This window comes from Paenibacillus validus NBRC 15382 (assembly GCF_004000985.1).
GTDB classification, from domain to species: domain Bacteria; phylum Bacillota; class Bacilli; order Paenibacillales; family NBRC-103111; genus Paenibacillus_G; species Paenibacillus_G validus.
On record NZ_BIMH01000005.1, the window covers coordinates 135,241 to 151,230 of the forward strand.

Here is a 15,990-nt window from a genome sequence, read left to right on the forward strand (position 1 = left end):
CGGCCGTCATCAAAAAAATGAAAGCTATGAGGTTGATTACCGATGATTACGATTCGCAATCTTTCCAAACAATACAAGAATGGCGAATGGGCCCTTCAGCACATTAACCTGTCTATCGAAAACGGCATGTTCGGGCTTCTCGGGCCGAACGGCGCAGGCAAGACGACGCTCATGCGCATCCTGGCAACGCTGCTTCATCCGACGGAAGGGGACGTGCTTCTGCATGGAGTTCCGTTGACAGAACCACATCGGGTCCGCGGCATGCTCGGCTATTTGCCGCAGTACTTTCAAGTGTATCCGCAGTTGACCGCCTTCGAATTTCTCGATTACGTCGGCGTCATGAAGGGGCTGGACGACAAGCGCAAACGGAAAGAAGAAATTGAGCATTTGCTGGAGAAGGTAAACTTGGCCAACAAGGGGAAGTCCAAGGTCAAAACGTTCTCCGGCGGTATGAAGCAGCGTCTTGGCATTGCTCAGGCGCTGCTCGGCAGCCCCAGAGTGCTTATTGTGGATGAACCGACTGCAGGGCTCGACCCGGAGGAACGCGTCCGCTTTCGCAACCTGCTCACCCAATTCAGCATAGACCGCACCGTCCTCTTATCTACGCATATTGTGGCCGATATCGAAACGAGCTGCCGGAAGCTTGCCGTATTGAATCGCGGGGAGGTCGCGTTAACCGGCTCCGTTCACGAATTGGGGGCCTATGCCGAAGGCTCGGTCTGGGAGTTGGAAGTATCTGAGCAGGAATTCGCCGCCTTCTCTCCGTCGCAGATCGTCTCGACAAGCCGTACGGAGCATGGGATCGTATGCCGGGTGGTATCTGCGTCATGTCCGGGCCTTTATGCCGCGGCGGTCAAGCCCACGCTTGAAGACGGATACCTGGCGCTGCTCGGAGGTGTGCGCCATGCGTAAATGGAGCCGCCAGCTTCAACTGGAATGCCGGCTGCTGTTCACGAACCGGTTGTTGTGGCCGCTGCCTCCGCTGTTCGGGCTTTGGTTCGCCTATACGCTGACCGCGATTGAGCCGGACGTCTCCCAAAATATATATCTCTATGCCTATGATTTTCACAAGCTGCAGCACACGCTTAGTTTGGGCATAGCCATGTTGATCGGCATGCTGCTGATCCGGAAGGATATGGTCAGGCCTTCCTACGAATGGAGCGCCGGGCTGCCGGTATCGAGTTCTGCATTCATTGCCGCTAAATATACGGCGGGGCTGCTTTATTTAAGCTTGTTCACCTTCGCTATGGCCGCGGTATATGCGGGGTTCGGGATCTTGGCCGAGCTGCCGGTTTCGGAGCTTCGAAGCCACTTAAGCTTCTTCGCGGTGCAGTATACGGTTTCCTACATGGTGACGCTGGCGCTGGCCATGCTGCTGGCCGTTCTTATACCGAATCGGGTTTGCTATATGATCGGCTTTTGCGCCTGGATATTCGGCACGTTTTTCCTGGATGTGTTTCTGATTTCCCGGCTCCGGCTGTATGACTTAAAAACGTTTCATCTCAGCCAATTCTTTACGAATTCCTTATGGGAGAACGACGTCTGGGGCCCGTACCTGCTCAGTGAGGAATTGTGGCTGTCCCGGAGATTTGTGCTCTGTTTTACATTATGGATGCTGGCGACGGTTGTCATGCTCATTCATAAAAAGCGGCCGAGCGGCGCTTACCGTTCATCCGTCACCGCGATGCTGCTCGCGCTGCTCGCTTCCGTCTTGGCTTTCGTTCCTTATGAAGCCATGTGGCAGGAACGCTTCTCCGCTTATGAGAAGAAGCTGCAGGATGCGCCTCCCGATTATGCGGACCGCACTTCGTACGGAGAATCCAGTTTTTCCGTGAGCAGCTACGAGTTGACGGTTCATCGGCACCCTGACGATCGTCTTGACGTAACGGCGGCGGTTCAGCTCGACGCTCCGCCACAAACGGACGGAACGTCCATGACGTTTACACTGAACCGGGACTTTGTATTGAAGAAGCTTTCGGTCAACGGCAAGCCGGTTCCTGCGAAGCAAACAGGGGATCTCGTATCATTCGACCGGGCCGCGCTCGAAGACGGACCCGCTCGTCAAACCCTTTTATTCGAATATGAGGGCAAGCTCTTTAACTGGTACCCGGCATCCAGCTACCGCGAGGTGGTGAACGGATTTGTGCGGGGGGATCTTGTTTATTTGCCTTCACATCTTGCGTGGTATCCGATCCCGGGCAAGCAGGTGCTCTACGTACAGGATACGCCGGGAACGTTTCGCGACCGTTATGAAGCTGGGCACGAGCTGCTGGCCGACTTTGACGTGAAACTGACAGGATTTACCGGGGAGTTGTTCGGTACGATCCGCAAGCAGCCGGAACAGGGAGACTTCACGCAATCGTTCAAACAAGACAAAACGAACGGGGTGACGCTGTTTGCGGGTCATTTAACGGAGATCCGAATACCCGGCGAGACGATGGCGATCCTAACTTCTCCCGCTAATAAACACGAGGCGGAGAAATTTCTGAAAGCCTACTCGGATATTATGGCTTATTACGATTCCTGGCTGAGCAAGCCGCTTCCGAAGCCGGAAGCGATGCTGTATATGCCGCTTCATATGGTCGCTGCGCAGCAAGAACGCTCCATTCATCAGGCTGCGGGAAACCGGTTTGTATTCAGTGAATCGCTGCATACGAATTTAGACGCCTTTCAATTGGCTCAGATGGTTCATGTTTCGTTGTTCGGCGACCGCAACGCAGGGATAGGCTTTCCCGGGGAAGGCCCTGGCAGCTCGCTGGTCGGATCGATTCGCCGAGCATTTTATCAAGTATACCAGGCGGAACATCCGAAGAGACAAGAGGAAACGCCGCTTGGCGCCGGGCTGCTGTATCCGAGATTTCCGGTCGGAGCCGGGAGAGAGGCAGCCGGCGATCCGGTCGATCGTGCGGTGCAGAAAGCTATTCGCGAGGGACGGCTCGATCATGTGAAGCGGGTGCTGGACAATTACTACAGCAAAGGACTTTCGATTGAAGGGGAATGGGCCTACCGCTATCCGATCATACAAGCGAGCGATTGGGAGCAAGCCTGGAGCGGGGGCGCTAAGCATGAGTAAAATGATCTCTGATCTTAAAGGCTTGTACTCCCCGATGGCGGCGGTTCCCGCCCTGTACCTGCTGCTCCTCCATATTTCGATTTGGTTAGGCGATCCCGAGATTCCCAAAAATATGACAACCTACAACGAGATGGCGTTTTTGCCGCTCGTCCCGATGGTTTGCACCCTTTATTTTCAACGGGAGCTCGGGGGTACGCTCGAAATTTACGCTACGTTCCCCGTTTCCTTCCCTCGTATGATATGGCGCAAGCTGCTGCTCATTTCGGCGACACTGCTTGCCTTGCATGGAGGGATGGTCGGGTCGTATGTTTGCAGGTATGGGCAAATTCGTACTGAAATCTTCTCCTATGCAGGCGGCGGAAGCACGCGCGGGGAGGCCGGATGGTTGCAACTGCTGCTTCAAGCCTGGCCTGCTTATATGTCCATGACGGCGCTGTCTTTGCTGTTCATACTGGCGTTCAAAAAGTTGTACAGCGGCGCCGCGGCAGGGTTCGCCCTATGGCTGGCCGAGGTTCTTTCGGAAGGCAGGCTTCTGGGGCACGGCGCTTTGTTTACGCATCATATTCCCCCGGAGGCAACCTTTACTGCCAATCGGTGGATGCATGCCGCCGCGGCCATTGCGATCGTTGGCTTCACGATCATACTCGCTAACCGGAGAGAGCGGTGGATCGTGCACGATGAGCTGGAATAGAGAGGAGGGGCACGGCTTGGTTACAGACGAGCAGCTCGTTCGAAGGATGGCAGACGGCGACCAAGCTGCCTTCGAAGCATTCGTTCACCGATACCATGGTCCGTTGTTGTCTTATCTGGAACGGACTCTGCGAAATACGGATAAGGCGGAGGATCTGGTCCAAGAGACGTTCATCCGTCTGCTGCGGCAGCTTCGGCAAGGAAGCGTGCCCGAACGGGTCCGATCCTGGATGTACAGGGTCGCCAAAAATTTGTGTGTGGACTATTGGCGCAGCCCGAGTTATCGCTCAACAAAAGAGCTGCAGCCGGATCTTCCGGACCCTGTGGACGTCCGTCCGTCGATTGTTGAAATTTACGAGCGTCAGGAAACCCGCAAGGAACTGCTTCAGTCGTTGGATCAGCTTACGGATATCCAGAAAGATATTGTATTGCTGCGTTTTTTTCAAGATCTCAAGCTTCAAGAGATCGCCGAGGTCGTGGATCAGCCGCTCGGTATCGTTAAATCACAATTATACTATGCGCTTCGAAAGCTGAGAAAAAAGCTGGTCACCAGCCCAGCATTTATTACGGAAAGCGAGGGGACCGGAAATGGCGCGACCTAAAAAAACGCATCCGATCGACGATCTGGAATTAGATACATTGGAACGGGAGCTGAGGGAACCGCTGGCCGGTTATGTGGCGCGAGCTCCGCGGATGGAGGATACGGCGAGGCTCTTGGCCAAGCTGCAGCCTGAGTTTGAGCTGTTAAGGAAGAAACAGGATGCCTCGCAATGGGAAAACCCGGCGGTGTGGCACAAGCCGACGTTTTGGCGTCAATGCCTGCTGCAAGTGCAAACATTCGGTAAAGCGTTTTGGATCATCAGCCTTATCGCTTTCGTCCTGCTTACATTGAGCAGCAGTCTATGGAACCGTACGCCGGGTCTGGACTCCAATTTGTACGGAAAGACCCTGCCGTTATTTTTCTTCGCTTCGCTGCTGTATGGCTACCGGACGTGGAATCCGAAGATGCGTATGGTGGAGAGTGTCACGCCTTTTCCACCGGCCCTATTGATGCTAATCCGGCTTCTGCTTATGATCGGAATGACGACACTGCTCGGCTTGATCGGTTCGGTGTACCTGGTCTTGAGCACGGATGCTCCCTTGTCTTTACTGTCGTTCATGCTCCGCTGGTTAAGCGAACTGCTGTTTATCGGAGGGCTTCTGGCTTACGTTGCCTTTCGGCGGGGGATAAAGCACGGCTTTGCCGCTGGCGTAGGCGCTTGGGCGATGCTTCTGGCGGGGGAACAATGGCTCCGCTTTAACGAATTCGTTCCCACAACGCTTACCTCCATCCTGGAGCTGCTCGGATTGGCCGCAGGCTGCCTGCTGCTCATGTACAGCTACCGGATTAGCGCTAAATTGTACCGGTATGAGATATAACCTGACGGAGAGGAGGAACAACGGATGATTCATATGACAAACGTTCGCATACGCTACCCGGACTTTGACCTTGCGATCGATGACCTTACGCTGGAGAGCGGCATGACGGTCGTGGTCGGCCGCAACGGCTCGGGAAAAACGACCTTCCTGGAGCTTCTCTCCACCGGCATTGAACCGGATTCGGGTGAAATCAGGTATGGGGGGATGACCGTGAAAGAGCATCTTCCCCTCATCAGGCGGAATATCGGTTTTGCTCCATCCGAGATGGAGCTGTACGAGGACATGACGCCGCGGGGCTTTCTGCAATATATGGCCGGCTTGAAGGGCTTGGGAGATACGAGCGAGACGGGGGAATGGTTAAAGAAGCTTCACCTCGAAGACATCTCCCGTAAGCCTATCGGGAGACTGTCCCAGGGGCAGAAGCAGTCCGTTGCTGTAGCGCAGGCTTGTCTGGGACGTCCCCTCGCGCTGCTGCTCGATGAGCCTTCAAGCCACCTGGATAGTTTAGAGCGTAAATATTTAATGGCATTACTAACCCAATATGCGGCGGATCGGCTTGTTGTCGTCGTGACGCATGAGCTGGGGGAGTGGGATCAAAGGGCGGATCGGATTCTTTGGCTCGATTCAGGACGCGTTTGTTTTCACGGAACGCAGAAGGAGTGGACCGCAGGCTTGCCGCTGAACGTCTACTCCGGCATTATAGCTGCGGAGCAGCTGGCCGGGATTGAGGAACGAAATCTTGTCCGCTGCTCCATCCGGGAAGGAAAGGCGCATATTCGGATGATCGGGGAGCTCCCGCCGCCCGGATTTAAGCAGGAAAGACCGAGCCTTGAGGATGCGTATTTTATTCGGCGGTTGTCGCAGCCCTTCGTCAGTCACTGATTGACAGGTTTTCCGGTACCTTGAAGTTTGAAATAAGACATAGTTTACATAATATATAATATGTAAACTATGTCTGTTCCCATCATTCCTATTTTCAATCGGAAAGGGGCTGGACCGGGTGACCCCGGCAGAAGCGGATGGATGGTCCGTTGGTTTACCGGATCGTGTCCACCGGCTCATCAATGCGCCAGCCCTTTCCTTCAACAAAGCGTAATTTTATTTCTTTAACCTCGGACGAATCTTCGATCGGCACAGAAAACCGGAAGGTCTTTACTCCGTTGCCTTCTTGAATGAATGTTGCCTGGGCGTTCTCCCATTCCAACCGGCTTCCGCCGTCAGCGTTAGGCTGAGCCAGTTTGCCTTCGATTTCCACAATGGACCCGTTCTCCGTTTGCTGTTTCCAGTAGGCCTGGGCTTGTTCAGGCGTATACAGAAGCTCGAGGTATTCGATATATTTAGTCTTTGTATCCAATTCAGTGCCCATCCACCGGTAATCATTCCCTTTGACGTCAAAGGAACCATCTTTATGATCGCCGCCTCCGCCGATCATCATTTGCCAGAAGTGATGCTGCGCATCTGCCGCTAAGCCTGCGGCATCCCGCTCGCTGATGTCGGCTTGTTTCCGCTGCAGCCGGCGATATTCCTCATTTTCAACAACTACAGTTTGATTGTCTTCGTCCCAAAATACGCGGGCTCCCAAGGCTTCCGCCAAGGCTCTTGCCGGGATCATGGTACTGCCGTCAATAATCTGTGGAGCGACCTCGGAATGAATGTCATTGCCGTTAACGACCAGCTTTACCACTTTGGGAGCGGCATACGAAATACCGGAAAATAGGACGGAACCTAAAACCATCCCGCTTACAAAAGACTTCCAACTCATTTTCATTTGTCAAGCACCGCCTCTAATATATTCATTTATTCTTCCTTATGACGCTGCACGAGCCAGATTAGTTACAACATGCGGAAATTATTTCTAAAGGAGGCGAACGTCTACTATATTCACAAATGAAATGTGTTGACATACCTGATTCCATGTTATATTCTTTTGTTGGAACAGCGTTCCATTGGAACGTCGTTCCAATAATGAAGTTGTCATGGCTTGATTTCGACGCTTGATTTCGACGTATACCATGTAAAGAGGGGCTGATGATTAAAAACAAGCATTTATGTAAGCGTTTTATCATCAATCAATCAGACGTGATCGCACCTGGCGGAAGGTTGAGCGAGTAGCGGCACTCGCCGATGTGTTAGGAAGGTGGTATATGGCAGGGGTAGCATGTTTGTTCGCGCGTTATATTCTACTAATGGAACGACGTTCCATTTGTACACACGTTAATAACCTGCTTACATACCTTAGAGCCTTTAATCATGAAGGGAGAGAATTGTCATTTTGGAAGGGACTGAGCATCAACAGGTCAACTCTACCGTGGAGCGCGCCTTAATCCTCTTGGAATTGGTATCCGAGAAGGGCGAAGGAGTAGCTCTTGCGGAATTAGTGAAGGAGGTCGATTTACCTAAGACTACGATCTACAGACTCTTGGAAACTTTAAAAAACCGGAATTACGTTCAATTCGATCCGGATACTGAAAAATATTCGATTGGTTTGAAGACGCTGGAGATCGGAGTATTAGGACTGCATAAAATGCAAATCGTAGAAGTCGCCTCCCGACATTTGCGTGAATTATCAGAGATTACCGGGGAAACTTCTTTTCTTGCGACCTATAACAGCGGTGAAACCGTCTACCTTTATAAAATTGAGGGTTCAAAATCTATTAGTATAAGGGCTGAGCTAGGCATGAGGAGGCCTGTTCATTGCACGGCCGTAGGCAAAGCCATCCTGTCCACTTATTCAAGAGAAGAAGTGGATCGGATTATTCAAGAAAAAGGGATGACCCAATATACACCAAATACAATTGTGGATCTTGAACAATTTCATGAGGAATTAAGAAACATACGCATAGCAGGTTATGCCATGGACCGTGAAGAAATCGAAGTGGGCTTAACCTGTTATGCGGTACCCATCTATAACTACACCGGACGGTCGGTGGGGACGATTAGTCTGGGTGGTCCTGCTTCCCGCATGATAGAAAATAAGAACGAATTAACCCGCGAGTTAATGGAAGCGGGATTAAGAATTTCCCAGAGGCTGGGATTTGTTCCAAGTATCAGTTCCATATTGTAAATGCAGCGTATCGTAGCTTCATCCGTTAGACTGCCTGATGGATTCTCTGGAAATCATCTTGAAAGACTAACGGAACTGTCTTTCAATGCAAAATGCAACCGTTTACATGGAGAGGTAGATTGTACCTTGTTCTACCCATCTGAGCATGGCCGGCAGGTCATCAGGATCAGGAATTTAAATATAAGTTCTGAGGAGGCGATATTGTCATGACAGAAACGAAAACTGGATTGGGAGTCAGTTATAAACGTAAAGAGGACCCGAGATTGTTAACCGGTTATGGCCGTTTCACGGATGACATTGAAGTGAAAGGCATGCTTCACTTGGCGATCTTGAGAAGTCCCCATGCTCATGCTCATATTCGAAGCATCGATACCAGCCAAGCCCTAAAATTGCCCGGTGTCGTAGCGGTTCTGACGGGTGAAGAATCGCTGAAGTACACGGGGAAATTGGCGACGACGATCGATATCGCCAATAAAGTGCCGGAAGTGTATCCGATTGCCTACAAGAAGGTCCGCTTTGTTGGCGAGGCAGTCGCTGTAGTGGCGGCGGTTGACCGGTATATTGCGGAAGATGCGGTGGAGTTAATTCAAGTGGAATACGATCCTCTTCCCGCGGTCGTGACGATCGAAGACGCCTTGAAGCCTACTGCGCTTCTCTATGAAGAATGGGGCCATAATCTCCAACAGGATTGGAGAAGCACCATCGGCGACATTGAGGAAGCCTTCAAGAATTCGGCATACGTCTTTGAAGAGACCATCACTCACAGCCGTTATACCGGGACCCCGATCGAATCACGCGCATGTATTGCGGATTACAACCCCGGTTCCCAGAGAATGACCGTCACCTGTTCGACACAAGCTCCGCATCAGGTACGTACCTTGATCGCCCAAACGCTAAATATGCCTGAGCACAATATTCGAGTGATTGCGCCTGATGTGGGGGCGGGATATGGGACCAAATTACAGGCCGATGCCGAAATCATCGTTTGCATCATGGCGCGAATGCTGGGCAAGCCGGTGAAATGGACCGAAGACCGGGTGGAAAATTTGTTGTCCGGCATGCAATCGCGCGATTATTCTTGCACGCTGAAGATTGGTCTGGACAAGGATTATAAGATCACGGGTCTTCAAGCCAAACTGTATGCCAACATTGGGATTGACGGAACTTGCCATGGACCGGGTACGCCCGCCCTGCTGGTAGCCGGGTCGTATTTTCCGGGAGCCTATAAAATTCCTGTTTATGATTGCCAAGTTGTTGGAGTCGTGTCCAACAAAGGACCTTATGGCGCCCATCGCGGCTACGGCAAGGATATCGCGAGCTACCCTATGGAGCGCATGATGGATATTGTGGCCCAGCGTCTAAAGATTTCTCCGATCGAATTACGCAACCGCAATTTTATTACGAAGGATGAATACCCGTACCAGAATATTGCCGGCCCGATTTATGACAGCGGCGATTTCCATCAATTAATGAGTCTGGCTTTGGAGAAGGTCGGTTACGACCAATTGAAAGAACGGCAACAGGAACTGCGCAAGCAGGGCAGATATATAGGAATCGGAATTTCAGCCATGCTCGAGCCTTCTGGAGCAGCGGTTTTTAACGGGATCTTCAACGGTTTCCAGGCGGCTACGGTCCGTATGATGCCGGAGGGAGGTTTTCAAATCCTGACGAGTCATCAAAATATTGGACAGGGTGTTGAAACCACACTGCCGCAAGTCGTAGCGGACATCATGAATGTAGGCATTTATGATATTACGTTCTTGTACGGAGATACCGATGTCACTCCTTACGGTTTGGGACCGTTCTCATCCCGCGGAGCAACGTTCACCGTATCGGCCGTACATGAAGCAGCCAAGCTGCTCCGGGATAAATTAATCAAAATTGCCGGCCATCTGCTCGGTATCGATCCGGCCGAGCTTGAAATGTACAACGGTTCTATTAGAAAAAGAGGAAGCAGCTCGCCGGAGGAATCCATCAGCCTCAAAGAGCTTGGAAATAAAATTCATCTGTGGCCGGGGCCATACGGGACGATTCCCGAAGGTTTGGACGTGAATTTGGAATGCACGTACACATGGACGAGTCCAGTGGTCAAATGGGAACCGGACGAGTACGGCCGGGTCAATCTGTATACGACCCATCCGACCGGAGTGTTCATTGCGGTCGTTGAAGTGGATATTCAGACGGGGCAAATTCAAATCGAAAAATTTGTAGTTTCCCACGACTGCGGAACCATTATCAACCCCATGATCATCGACGGACAAATTGCCGGCGGGATCGCTCACGGAATCGGGGGCGCCTTAATGGAGGATTTGGAATATGATGCAAACGGTTCATTACTCAATCTTGATTTCCAAACCTATTTGTGTCCGACAGCCATGGAAGTGCCGGATATCAAATCCCATCATATTCAATGTCCTTCTCCATTTACTCCGCTAGGCACGAAGGGGATGGGGGAAGGCGGGGCCATCCCGTCGCCTGCCGCCGTCGCCAATGCGGTGGAGGACGCGCTGGAACCATTCGGGGTAAGAGTGAAAGATTTGCCGCTTTCGCCTGAGAAAATTGTGCAATGGATTAAACAAAGTGAGAGATACGCTTATGTCAACTCCTGATTGGAAAATATACCCTTTGCTTGTCGGAGAAGCCGATGTGCCTCAAGTTCTGGACGCGTTCTGGTCGCTGTCCCGCGAAAAATCGCTTATAAGCGTTCCGATTGCGGCATGGCTGTTAGTACCGCTGCACGGAGGAGAACCCATTCTGGTCGATACCGGATTTCGGGACGCGGAACGTTGTGTGCAATTACAAGGACTGGGGCCGCATCGATCCAAGCCTGAATGGACGCTGCAGGCGCAGCTATCCAAGTACGGCTTCGGTTTGGAGGATATCCAAACGGTCATTCTCACACACCTCCACTACGATCACGCGGGGGGATGCGGGCTGCTGCCCCGCGCCAAATTCATTATTCAGCGGACGGAATTGCAGGCGGCGGCAGCGCCCCTGGTTTCTCCCGAGCTCGAATTCGGCGGCGGCGCCCTCTTCTACGATCGTAAAGACATTGCAGAATTAATTGATCCGTTATGGTCCAGAGTCCGCTTGATCGAGGGGGATGAAGAAATTGCTCCGGGCGTCAAATGCGTATTATTCGCCAATACGCACACCCCTGGAAGTCAAGCCGTCTACGTCCAAACTTCTGCGGGTAACGCCGTTATTTTGGGGGATATCGCCCGAAAAGTGGAGCAAAACGTCAACAAGGCGATTCCGCCGGGCCTGTATTACGATTTGGAAGCCACATACCGGGCGATGAAGAAGATCAAGAGGGATGCTGATTTTATTCTTCCTTCCCATGACTACGAAGAGTTTTTGAAGTATGCGGAAGGAGTCCCTGTTGGAGACAAGCATTAAGAAGAAACGGCGAAGCCGGCTTCAGCCAATTTCTAGAATTCTTATCCGGGAAGGACAGGTGAACCAAGATGAAACCCGCTCCATTCGAATACGTAGTAGCGAACAGCGTAAGCGACGCCATTCATGCCTTGCAAAAATACGGAGCAGATTCCTGCATTATTGCCGGAGGTCAGAGTCTTCTTCAAGAAATGAATATGCGTCAAGCCAAACCCTCATATATTGTAGATATTAATGGAATTACCGATTTGGACTATGTTCGGCTAACCTCCGATAGTTTGGCCATCGGAGCGCTGACTCGCCATCGCACGATTGAACGTTCCGAGCTTGTGGCATCACATTGCCCTATTTTACGGAAAGCCGTTGAGCATATCGCCCATTTTCAGATTCGCAGTCGCGGGACGATCGGCGGGAGCCTTGTGCAAAACGCCCCGGGTGCCGAATACGGAGTCGTTGCCCGTTTGCTCGACGCTCAGATGGTCATCGCAGGACCGCAAGGCGAACGCATCGTCCCGGCATCCGGCTTTTTTCAAAGCCATTTCACCACCATTGTCAAGCCGGATGAAGTGTTGACCGAAATCCGCTTCCCGCTTCTTTCGAGCCATACCGGCTATTCCTTCCTGGAAGTGACCCGGCGTCACGGCCATATCCCGATCGTGTCCGCAGCCGCCACGCTTGAACTGGACGAGAAGGAAACCGTTACCGATGTGCGGGTAGCTCTGGGGAATGTGAGCGGCGAAGGCGTGCCTTACCGTGTCCGGGCTGTGGAGAAATTACGCGGCTTAACGTTCAATCTTGAACGGGTTGAACAACTCCAGAAAGACATCGAAGCTGAAGTCAATCCGGATCTGGAAGCGGATAAAAAGGCGGCGTTTATCAAGCAGCTTTCCGGTATTCAAGGTCGGAGAGTATCGGAACTCGCCAGTGCCGAATACCGGAAAGAAGCGGCGGCCATTTTAAGCGTCAGAGCATTAAAGATCGCTTACGAACAATTGAAGGGAGCGAAGTAAATGGTTGAGGCGGTTACTACACAAAAAATCGATGTGACGGTCAATGAAGTCAAATACGAGCGGGAAGTCAATGTCCGCACTTTGCTGTCCGATTTTATTCGTCAGGATTTGGGGCTGACAGGCACCCATGTAGGATGCGAACAAGGGGTTTGCGGCGCTTGCACGATATTGCTGGATGGCGAGGCCGTCCGGTCTTGCTTGACTTTGGCCGTACAGGCAAACGGTCGATCGGTGACTACGATTGAAGGGTTGGGCTCGCCCGAACAGCTTCATCCTATTCAGGAGGCCTTCCGGGAGAAGCACGGGTTACAGTGCGGGTTCTGTACGCCCGGATTTGTAATCACCGTCTCCGCCTATCTTGCCGAGAATCCTAACCCTTCAGAACACGAGATTCGTGAAGCGATATCCGGAAATATATGCCGCTGCACCGGGTACCAGAACATCGTCGATTCCGTCATCGAAGCTGCGCAAAAAATGAAAACGGTCGAACCGGCAACCTAAACTGTATACCGGAAAGGTCGGGGCCTCCTTGGAGGCCTCTCTTTTCAAAACTATGAATGGAGACAAGGGTGATTCTACATATGGCATACACCAAGGTATGGGATCGTTTAAGCCGGCCGCTGCGTGACTTGAGAATTTCCGTTACCGACAAGTGCAATTTCCGTTGCCGCTACTGTATGCCTGAAGAGCTTTTTGGAACCGATTATAAGTTCCTTGACCGGAATCAACTTCTTAGTTTTCAGGAAATCATCCGATTGGTCCATCTATTTGCTGATCTAGGAGTAGAGAAAATTCGGATTACCGGCGGTGAACCGTTACTTAGACCGAATTTGCCTCAATTAATCCAGCACATGAACCAAGTTCAATCGATTCGGGACATCTCTCTGACGACTAACGGTTCGCTTCTGGCCAAATACGCAGGGGAGCTCAAAGAAGCTGGATTAAAAAGAATTACCGTAAGTCTTGATAGTCTCGATGACGAACGGTTTGGCCAAATGAACGGCAAAGGCTTTCGAGTAGGGCCTGTACTGCAAGGGATTGACGAAGCTGCACGCGCGGGCCTTCAAATCAAAATTAACATGGTTGTACAAAATGGTATCAACGAGCAGGATATTTTGCCTATGGCCCGTTATTTCCGTGAAAAAGGACATATTGTACGATTTATCGAGTTTATGGATGTAGGAAACAGTAACGGCTGGAGATTGAATCACGTCGTGCCGAGTAAAAAAATAGTAGAGCTGATTCACCGTGAAATGCCGCTTGAACCTCTGGAGCCGAATTACGTTGGCGAAGTGGCGAGCAGGTATCGATACCTCGGATCGAACCAGGAGATTGGTTTTATTTCATCGGTTACGCAGGCATTTTGCTCGACATGTACAAGGGCAAGACTTTCCGCCGAAGGGTCTTTGTATACGTGCTTGTTCGGTGCTCACGGTACGGATCTTCGTACGCTGCTGAGGGAAGGGGTAGATGATGACGGGATCAAAGAGCATATTATGACGGTATGGAAACATAGAGTAGACCGGTATTCAGAAGTGCGCCTGAGCAACACGCTGGAGTTGAACAAGAAAAAAGTTGAAATGTTTCACATAGGCGGTTAGGTTACCGGACGATTCCGGATTTCAAGTAAACATTGAATCCAGGCGGGAAGCAGCGGGGAGGGCACCGTATTGTCACAAATCGAAGAGTTCAAAAAGGTGTTTAAGCAGATCAAGCAGTCATGGGAACGCGGTGATCAGGCGGCGATGCTTATGATCATTACGGTTATCGGTTCCGCATATCGTAGGCCTGGAGCGAAAATGATGATGTCCATGGATGGCACCATGTGTGGGACTTTAAGCGGTGGATGCCTGGAAGGGGATCTGTTCGGTTGGGCCGAGAAAGCGATTCAGGAACAAGTTCCGCTAACGGTCAAGTATGACTTAACGGAAAATGAACTGTGGGGTTTAGGCATTGGCTGCAAAGGGGCTCAAGAAATCTTGATCGTCCCGGTCGATCCTGCAGATTCGTTCTGGTCGCAGATTGATTATTGGATCCATCAAGAGGCACGAATTACGTACATCCTGGAGTGTACCGGGGAAACACGGGCTGCCTTTGTGGGTGAAGACACGGAATTTGGGGATACAGCCTCGCTCCCGACTGCGGTACGCAAGCAAGCTATCCTGCATGCCGGAAGCAGAACTCGGGCTGAGGTGATGCATGTGGAAGGACGCCGTTTTGTTATTGATACGGTTCGTCCTAGCGAACGTCTGATCGTAACCGGCGCCGGACACGATGCCGTACCTGTAGTCGATCTGGCAAGTAAAGCCGGATTTGCCGTAACCGTATTGGACCCGCGAGAAAGCTTTAACAATATCAATCGCTTTCCCTCCGCGCAGCATGTCGTTATGGAACCTGATGCTGCCGATCCGTCCATGTTTCCGGATGGCTGGTGGGTCATTATGAATCATCATTTAAACCGAGACGAAGCATCCTTACGGCTTGCTTTACATAGTCGCCCGAAGTTCGTTGGCGTTCTGGGGCCTTTATCGCGAACGGAGCAAATGCTTGTCAATATAGGGTTGCCTATGTCAGAGGCTCCGATCTATTCCCCGGTCGGTTTGGACTTGGGCGCCGAAACCATTGATGAAGTGGCCGTTAGTATTGTGTCACAGCTCATGAGTCTCCGAAACAATCGCAATGCCGCACCGCTGCATGGAAGGGCAAAAATCCATGCTTAACCTGGGTGCCGTTATTCTTGCCGCCGGAATGTCCAGACGAATGGGTCAACCGAAGCTGCTGCTGTCTTTAAGCGGCAAACCTTTATTTCGTTATACGGTAGAAAAAGCGATTCGCGCTGGATTGGAGCCCATTGTACTCATTAGCGGCGAACATACGAGCTCATTTCAACAATCCATTCATGATTTAAAAAATGTAGAAATCTATTCGAACGAACTCTATTCCCAAGGCATGTCGACTTCGTTGCGAATGGGAATTGAAGTTGTATCCGATCGGACTCAGGCGTCGATGATTTTTTTGGCGGATCAACCCCTGGTCCCGGATATCGTGGTGAAAGAGCTGCTTGAAACTTACAAGCGACATCGAAGCGAAGGGGTTCGTATAGTTAGGCCTCAATACAAGGGCATAGACGGACACCCGATTGTATTTGATGCCGAGCTATATCCGCAATTTCAACATTTGCAAGGCGATGAAGGGGGGAGATCCATCATAAAGTCCCATTCAAAATCGTTAAAAACGGTTCACTTTGAACAATCCGTCTGGGGATTTGATATCGATACTCAGGAAGATCTGAATCAAATATACAGTATGAACCCGGATTTAACCTGAGCACCGTTCAA

General features: G+C 51.3%; 15 protein-coding genes. 14 read left to right on the top strand and 1 reads right to left on the bottom strand.

All coding sequences use genetic code 11. The features are described from left to right. Positions 1–42 precede the first annotated feature (42 nt). The 6 genes from PVA01S_RS05850 to PVA01S_RS05875 are packed head-to-tail and all read left to right on the top strand — an operon-like array spanning position 43 to position 6,064. The gene (locus PVA01S_RS05850) at positions 43–912 is read left to right on the top strand and encodes an ABC transporter ATP-binding protein (protein ID WP_054795464.1); all 870 of its coding nucleotides are present in this window, start codon (positions 43–45) and stop codon (positions 910–912) included. Further along, on the top strand, positions 905–3,073 hold the full coding sequence (locus PVA01S_RS05855; RefSeq protein WP_127605936.1) for a hypothetical protein: 2,169 nt from the start codon (positions 905–907) through the stop codon (positions 3,071–3,073). Before PVA01S_RS05850 ends, PVA01S_RS05855 begins: the two co-directional genes overlap by 8 nt. Continuing rightward, positions 3,066–3,764 (top strand): hypothetical protein, encoded by a 699-nt coding sequence (locus PVA01S_RS05860; protein ID WP_127605938.1) that lies wholly within the window; start codon positions 3,066–3,068, stop codon positions 3,762–3,764. The genes PVA01S_RS05855 and PVA01S_RS05860 overlap by 8 nt, the downstream gene beginning before the upstream one ends. Then, positions 3,751–4,365 (top strand): RNA polymerase sigma factor, encoded by a 615-nt coding sequence (locus PVA01S_RS05865; protein WP_244932911.1) that lies wholly within the window; start codon positions 3,751–3,753, stop codon positions 4,363–4,365. The genes PVA01S_RS05860 and PVA01S_RS05865 overlap by 14 nt, the downstream gene beginning before the upstream one ends. Next, entirely contained in the window at positions 4,352–5,182 is an 831-nt protein-coding gene (locus PVA01S_RS05870; RefSeq protein ID WP_127605940.1) for a hypothetical protein, read from the top strand. The genes PVA01S_RS05865 and PVA01S_RS05870 overlap by 14 nt, the downstream gene beginning before the upstream one ends. A 24-nt stretch (positions 5,183–5,206) precedes the next feature. After that, positions 5,207–6,064, top strand: coding sequence for an ATP-binding cassette domain-containing protein (locus PVA01S_RS05875; RefSeq protein WP_127605942.1), 858 nt, complete (start codon positions 5,207–5,209; stop codon positions 6,062–6,064). A 154-nt stretch (positions 6,065–6,218) separates the two neighbouring features. On the opposite strand, the gene PVA01S_RS05880 is transcribed toward PVA01S_RS05875, so the two are convergent. After that, complete coding sequence (locus PVA01S_RS05880; protein ID WP_127605944.1) at positions 6,219–6,950, bottom strand: DL-endopeptidase inhibitor IseA family protein; 732 nt, start codon at positions 6,948–6,950, stop codon at positions 6,219–6,221. Between the two features lie 504 nt (positions 6,951–7,454). On the opposite strand from PVA01S_RS05880, the gene PVA01S_RS05885 reads away from it, so the two are divergent. From PVA01S_RS05885 to PVA01S_RS05920, 8 genes are all read left to right on the top strand, one after another. Further along, positions 7,455–8,246: an IclR family transcriptional regulator gene (locus PVA01S_RS05885; protein ID WP_127605946.1), complete on the top strand. Its 792-nt coding sequence runs from the start codon at positions 7,455–7,457 to the stop codon at positions 8,244–8,246. 206 nt (positions 8,247–8,452) lie between these two features. Next, positions 8,453–10,855 (top strand): xanthine dehydrogenase family protein molybdopterin-binding subunit, encoded by a 2,403-nt coding sequence (locus tag PVA01S_RS05890; RefSeq protein WP_127605948.1) that lies wholly within the window; start codon positions 8,453–8,455, stop codon positions 10,853–10,855. Next, positions 10,842–11,645: an N-acyl homoserine lactonase family protein gene (locus PVA01S_RS05895; RefSeq protein WP_054795478.1), complete on the top strand. Its 804-nt coding sequence runs from the start codon at positions 10,842–10,844 to the stop codon at positions 11,643–11,645. The genes PVA01S_RS05890 and PVA01S_RS05895 overlap by 14 nt, the downstream gene beginning before the upstream one ends. A 68-nt stretch (positions 11,646–11,713) precedes the next feature. Then, complete coding sequence (locus PVA01S_RS05900) at positions 11,714–12,652, top strand: FAD binding domain-containing protein (RefSeq protein ID WP_127605950.1); 939 nt, start codon at positions 11,714–11,716, stop codon at positions 12,650–12,652. Continuing rightward, positions 12,653–13,153: a (2Fe-2S)-binding protein gene (locus PVA01S_RS05905; protein ID WP_127605951.1), complete on the top strand. Its 501-nt coding sequence runs from the start codon at positions 12,653–12,655 to the stop codon at positions 13,151–13,153. 80 nt (positions 13,154–13,233) lie between these two features. After that, positions 13,234–14,253: a GTP 3',8-cyclase MoaA gene (moaA, locus tag PVA01S_RS05910; RefSeq protein WP_244932912.1), complete on the top strand. Its 1,020-nt coding sequence runs from the start codon at positions 13,234–13,236 to the stop codon at positions 14,251–14,253. A gap of 69 nt (positions 14,254–14,322) precedes the next feature. Then, positions 14,323–15,372 (top strand): XdhC family protein, encoded by a 1,050-nt coding sequence (locus PVA01S_RS05915; protein ID WP_127605955.1) that lies wholly within the window; start codon positions 14,323–14,325, stop codon positions 15,370–15,372. After that, entirely contained in the window at positions 15,365–15,979 is a 615-nt protein-coding gene (locus PVA01S_RS05920) for a nucleotidyltransferase family protein (protein ID WP_164751742.1), read from the top strand. The genes PVA01S_RS05915 and PVA01S_RS05920 overlap by 8 nt, the downstream gene beginning before the upstream one ends. Positions 15,980–15,990 lie beyond the last annotated feature (11 nt).

Coding starts and splice junctions, on each gene's coding strand:
- PVA01S_RS05850 (WP_054795464.1), top strand. CDS start 43: ATGATTACGATTCGCAATCTTTCCAAACAATACAAGAATGGCGAATGG.
- PVA01S_RS05855 (WP_127605936.1), top strand. CDS start 905: ATGCGTAAATGGAGCCGCCAGCTTCAACTGGAATGCCGGCTGCTGTTC.
- PVA01S_RS05860 (WP_127605938.1), top strand. CDS start 3,066: ATGAGTAAAATGATCTCTGATCTTAAAGGCTTGTACTCCCCGATGGCG.
- PVA01S_RS05865 (WP_244932911.1), top strand. CDS start 3,751: ATGAGCTGGAATAGAGAGGAGGGGCACGGCTTGGTTACAGACGAGCAG.
- PVA01S_RS05870 (WP_127605940.1), top strand. CDS start 4,352: ATGGCGCGACCTAAAAAAACGCATCCGATCGACGATCTGGAATTAGAT.
- PVA01S_RS05875 (WP_127605942.1), top strand. CDS start 5,207: ATGATTCATATGACAAACGTTCGCATACGCTACCCGGACTTTGACCTT.
- PVA01S_RS05880 (WP_127605944.1), bottom strand. CDS start 6,950: ATGAAAATGAGTTGGAAGTCTTTTGTAAGCGGGATGGTTTTAGGTTCC.
- PVA01S_RS05890 (WP_127605948.1), top strand. CDS start 8,453: ATGACAGAAACGAAAACTGGATTGGGAGTCAGTTATAAACGTAAAGAG.
- PVA01S_RS05895 (WP_054795478.1), top strand. CDS start 10,842: ATGTCAACTCCTGATTGGAAAATATACCCTTTGCTTGTCGGAGAAGCC.
- PVA01S_RS05900 (WP_127605950.1), top strand. CDS start 11,714: ATGAAACCCGCTCCATTCGAATACGTAGTAGCGAACAGCGTAAGCGAC.
- PVA01S_RS05905 (WP_127605951.1), top strand. CDS start 12,653: ATGGTTGAGGCGGTTACTACACAAAAAATCGATGTGACGGTCAATGAA.
- moaA (WP_244932912.1), top strand. CDS start 13,234: ATGGCATACACCAAGGTATGGGATCGTTTAAGCCGGCCGCTGCGTGAC.
- PVA01S_RS05920 (WP_164751742.1), top strand. CDS start 15,365: ATGCTTAACCTGGGTGCCGTTATTCTTGCCGCCGGAATGTCCAGACGA.